5 protein-coding genes and 1 pseudogene are annotated in these 3,985 nt (G+C 68.1%); 3 read left to right on the top strand and 3 right to left on the bottom strand.

All coding sequences use genetic code 11. The features are described 5' to 3' along the window. Window positions 1-494: ADP-ribosyltransferase (locus tag FNH08_RS46440; RefSeq protein WP_152777793.1), on the top strand; the 494-nt coding region annotated here is incomplete at its 5' end. Between the two features lie 45 nt (window positions 495-539). Here FNH08_RS46440 and FNH08_RS46435 read toward each other — a convergent pair. Further along, window positions 540-1,178 carry a GNAT family N-acetyltransferase gene (locus tag FNH08_RS46435; protein WP_152777791.1) on the bottom strand — a complete coding sequence of 213 codons (639 nt, stop codon included), beginning with the start codon at window positions 1,176-1,178 and terminating at the stop codon, window positions 540-542. A 65-nt stretch (window positions 1,179-1,243) separates the two neighbouring features. On the opposite strand from FNH08_RS46435, the gene FNH08_RS46430 reads away from it, so the two are divergent. Together FNH08_RS46430 and FNH08_RS46425 are read left to right on the top strand one after the other, a co-directional pair. Continuing rightward, a complete protein-coding gene (locus tag FNH08_RS46430; protein WP_152777789.1) occupies window positions 1,244-2,158 on the top strand; it encodes a MerR family transcriptional regulator in 915 nt (304 codons plus the stop codon). A 56-nt stretch (window positions 2,159-2,214) separates the two neighbouring features. Then, the gene (locus tag FNH08_RS46425) at window positions 2,215-2,427 is read left to right on the top strand and encodes an EF-hand domain-containing protein (RefSeq protein ID WP_322726540.1); all 213 of its coding nucleotides are present in this window, start codon (window positions 2,215-2,217) and stop codon (window positions 2,425-2,427) included. A 254-nt stretch (window positions 2,428-2,681) separates the two neighbouring features. Here FNH08_RS46425 and FNH08_RS54275 read toward each other — a convergent pair. Both FNH08_RS54275 and FNH08_RS46420 read right to left on the bottom strand, forming a co-directional pair. Next, window positions 2,682-2,913, bottom strand: a pseudogene (locus FNH08_RS54275) (hypothetical protein); the annotation flags it as partial. 477 nt (window positions 2,914-3,390) lie between these two features. Continuing rightward, a complete protein-coding gene (locus FNH08_RS46420; protein ID WP_152777787.1) occupies window positions 3,391-3,948 on the bottom strand; it encodes a glycoside hydrolase family 25 protein in 558 nt (185 codons plus the stop codon). Window positions 3,949-3,985: the final 37 nt, after the last annotated feature.

Below are 3,985 nucleotides of genomic sequence, written 5' to 3'. Positions count from 1 at the left end.
CAAAGGCCCCCACCTGCCCCCGGTTCGCCGACCCGGCCCACGCCGCCGCCGACCGCCGCGTGGACGTGGACCGCATCACGCCCGAGCCCGTCTGGCGCAAGACCTGCGGCACGCTGTACCGCAGCGACAGCCGCCCCCCGGCCACGATCTTCGAGCAGGGCTTCTACCCCAAGGACGTCGTCGACGGCCAGTACGACATCGAGCAGTACGTCCTGGTCAACCAGCCCTCGCCGTACGTGTCGACGTCGTACGACCACGACCTGTACAAGACCTGGTACAAGTCCGGCTTCAACTACTACATCGACGCCCCCGGCGGCGTCGACGTCAACAAGACCATCGGCGACACCCACAAGTGGGCCGACCAGGTCGAGGTCGCCTTCCCCGGCGGGATCGCCCGGCAGTACGTCATCGGCGTCTGTCCGGTCGACAAGAAGACCAAGACCGAGATCATGAGCGACTGCGAGAGCAACCCGCACTACCAGCCCTGGCACTGAACCCTGGCACTGAGTCACGGCACTGAGCCACGGCTCTCCCCGGCCTCAGCGGGCGACGAGCAGTGCCTCCGCGCCCACGGGCCGGTAACCCGCCGCCTGGAACGCCCGCGCGCTGCGGGCGTTCCCCGCGGCCACCTGCGCCCACACATGCCCGTCCGGCACCAGATGCCGGGCCGCCGCGGCCAACGCCCGGCCGAGCCCCCGGTGCCGTACCGCCTCGTCCACCTCGACCGCGGCCTCCCAACGTCCCCCGATCCCGCGCCCCAGGACGAGGACACCTCCGTCGGCCGCCCACACCCGTACGTCGTCCCGTCGCTTCCGGGCGCTCACGACCCGCGGGTGGTCCGGATCGGAGACCTCCTTCAACGCCACCGGCGGTTCCCCGGCCAACCGCGTGCCGACGTTCATCACGTCGATGGTGTCCGTCGACCGCCCCGTACGCGCCAGGAACGCCGCCAGGAACCGCGGATTCATGGTCGCGGCCAGCGCGTCGCACTCCAGGGAGCCCAGCGTCTCGTACACCCACGCGGGGTCCTCGTCCGTGAAGACGACCGAGTGCGCGGTGAAGGCGAGGACCCCGGCGTCGCGGTGGGCATGCTGGCGGACGACGGTCGTGCCGCCGTCGGGGGGAGGGAAGCTCCCGCGGGCCGCCGCGTCCAGAATGTCCCGCAGAGTGCCCGCCAAGACGCCCGCCCCCTCGCTCGAAGCCTCTTGAGTCTCCACCCACTGGAAGGCCCAGACTCGCAGACATGATCGACGACGGCACCGGACTTTTCACCATCGGCCGGCTGGCACGGGCCACGGGCCTCACCGTGCGCACGATCCGCTACTGGTCCGACGAGGGCGTCCTCGCCCCGGTGACCCGCAGTGAGGGCGGCTACCGGCTGTACGACGCGGAGTCGGTGGCCCGTCTAGAACTCATCCGCACGCTACGGGAGCTGGGCCTCGGCCTGGACGCCGTACGCCGCGTGGTGGCGGGCGAGACGACGATCGCGGAGGTCGCGGCCGCGCACGTGGCGGCCCTGGACGTGCAGATACGGTCCCTCAAGGTGACCCGGGCGGTGCTGTCGACCGTTGCGCGACGCGGTTCGACCGCTCAGGAGATGACACTCATGCACAAGCTGGCGCGGCTCTCGGCCGCCGAACGCACCCGCATCATCGACGACTTCATGGAGGAGACCTTCGGAGGGCTCGACACGGCGGACCCCGACATCCGCACCCGGATGCGGTTCGCCATCACCGATCTGCCCGACGACCCGACGCCCGAGCAGGTGGACGCCTGGGTGGAGCTCGCGGAGCTGTTGCAGGACCCCGGGTTCCGCGCGCGTATGCGGAGGACGATCGAGTTCAACGCCGCGGACCGCGGGCCGGAGGTCCCGCCCGGCACGTCCCTGTGGTTCATGAGCCGCCTCGTGCAACTCGCGGGAGAGGCACGGGACCAGGGCATCGACCCCGAGTCCCCCGGCGCCGAGGAGGTGCTGGGCCAACTGCTGGGCAACGCCGACCGGGCCGACGTACTGGAACGGATGGAGTCCGCCACGCACACCGAACTCGCGCGTTTCCGGGAGCTCACCGCGCTCGTGCGGGGCACCGAACCGCTGCCCTCGCACGCCGAGGAGTTCGCCTGGGTGGTCGCCGCGCTGCGCGCTCGGGCGGCCGGTTAATCTGAGCCCGCCAGCAAAGGCTGAATCGCACGAATGCACGATGAAGGGGCGGATCGGTGGCGGACATCGAGGAAGCACGCAAGCAGTTCCAGCGGATCGACACGGACGGTGACGGGTTCATCAGCGCCGCCGAGTTCAAGACCGCCCTGGCCCAGGGAGGCGACTGGAACGTCACCGAGTCGGTTGCCGAGGCCATCATCGCCTCCCGGGACCTCAACAGCGACAAGCTGCTCTCGTTCGAGGAGTTCTGGGCCCACCTGAACAAGTAGGCCCGGCAAGAGAGGGTGCCCACAGCGAACTGCGCAGTGGGCACCCTCCGGCGGCTCGATCTCCATACGATCCCCGGACCGCACCAGCCCGCCGGTCAGGACAACCCATGATCCTGGTCGTGAAGCGGGCCTGCCCGCCGGCGCCCCGTCCCGCCGTCCACTTCGCACAGGGATTTCGCAGCACGGTCTCCCGGGGGACATCGGTTATCCAGCGAGCTGAGACGCGCCGATCTCGTTCACCCGCTCCAGATCGCGAGCATCGCCACCAGGTCGCCGGGCAGCGCCGCAGCCGCCCGGCGGGCGGCCCCCGCGACCGTGGTGTGTGGCCGCTTCTCCGCGACCTTTCGTGACTCCGACACACCGCCTGGTTGAACAGCGCATGCGAGCCTCGGCATGTGTCCACGCCCGCCCGTACAGGAATGAACGGATCTGCTGTGCGGCCAGGTGCTCGATCACCGGCCACGGCACCGCGAGCGGGTCCTCCAAAGTCGAGAAGCTCCCTTCTCTGGTGCGGTGACTGCTTACCCGCACGGGGGAGCTTCTCCGCCGCCTCGTGCGTCGTTGTTTTGTGCGTACGCGTAACTCATGTTCGACGTGCTCGTTGATCGGATGTTGTGTCAATGGGGACATTTATTGGGGGATTGATTGAGGGCCTGTGAAGCGAGTGGCGACGGTTGGTGTTGCGACCGTTCTTCCGACAGGCATCGGCTCAAAGCGCAAGACGTGCGAGTTCGCCGGGTGTACGAGAGTGGCCCGTGTTGCCGGGCTCTGTACAGGTCACTATCAGCATTTCCAGCAAGGGAAATGTGCTGTATGTGGCGTGCAATTTCCATGCTCTGGGGTGGTACGAAGCTCTGCCGCCCGAGCTTCGTACCTTCGCCTTGTTGAACACCTGCCTGGCGGATCCGCCTGCGAAGCGGCTTCGGGTGGAATCGGCAGCTTTTGGTAGGCGATGAGAGAGGGTCAGGCGTCGGCGGCCCACTTCCGCAGAGCGGCCTTGGTCTCAAAGTCGGCAACGTTCTTGTCCAGCGGGTTGTCGGTGTGCTGGTGAAAACGCCACTTCGCCTGGATGCGGGGCTTGCCCGCGGTGACATAGTCCGCGATCCACAGGCCGTCACCTGCGTAGGAGGTCGTGTCAACACTCAACCAGAAGTGGCGGTTTGCGTAGAGGAGGACCCGGTGGTTCGACCGGAGTTCCTTCACCTTGCGTATGAACCGGTCCTTCTCGGCGTTGCTCGCGTGGGTGCCGTCGCTGGTCGTCTCCCAGTCGACGGCGAGGATGTCGCCCGCCTTCTCGGGGGCCTTGCTCACGAAGTACTCGGCCTGGGCGGTCAGGTTGCCGGGCCAGAGGAAGTGATAGAAGCCGACGACGAGCCCCGCGTCTCTCGCGGTCTTCGTCTGTGCGGCCAGCTTGGGATTGGTGTACGTCCGGCCTTCCGTCGCCTTGATGAAGACGAAGGAGAGGCCGTCCGTGTTGTACGAGGACGACTGGTACGAGCTGACGTCGATGCCGCGCAGCATGGGGCGCCTCCGGGCGTGGGGGGACGGAGCATGGGGT

It is taken from the genome of Streptomyces spongiae (genome assembly GCF_009377185.1).
GTDB classification, from domain to species: Bacteria; Actinomycetota; Actinomycetes; order Streptomycetales; family Streptomycetaceae; genus Streptomyces; species Streptomyces spongiae.
Note: the sequence above shows the minus strand (reverse complement) of the source record. Positions and strands in the feature narration are given on the sequence as shown.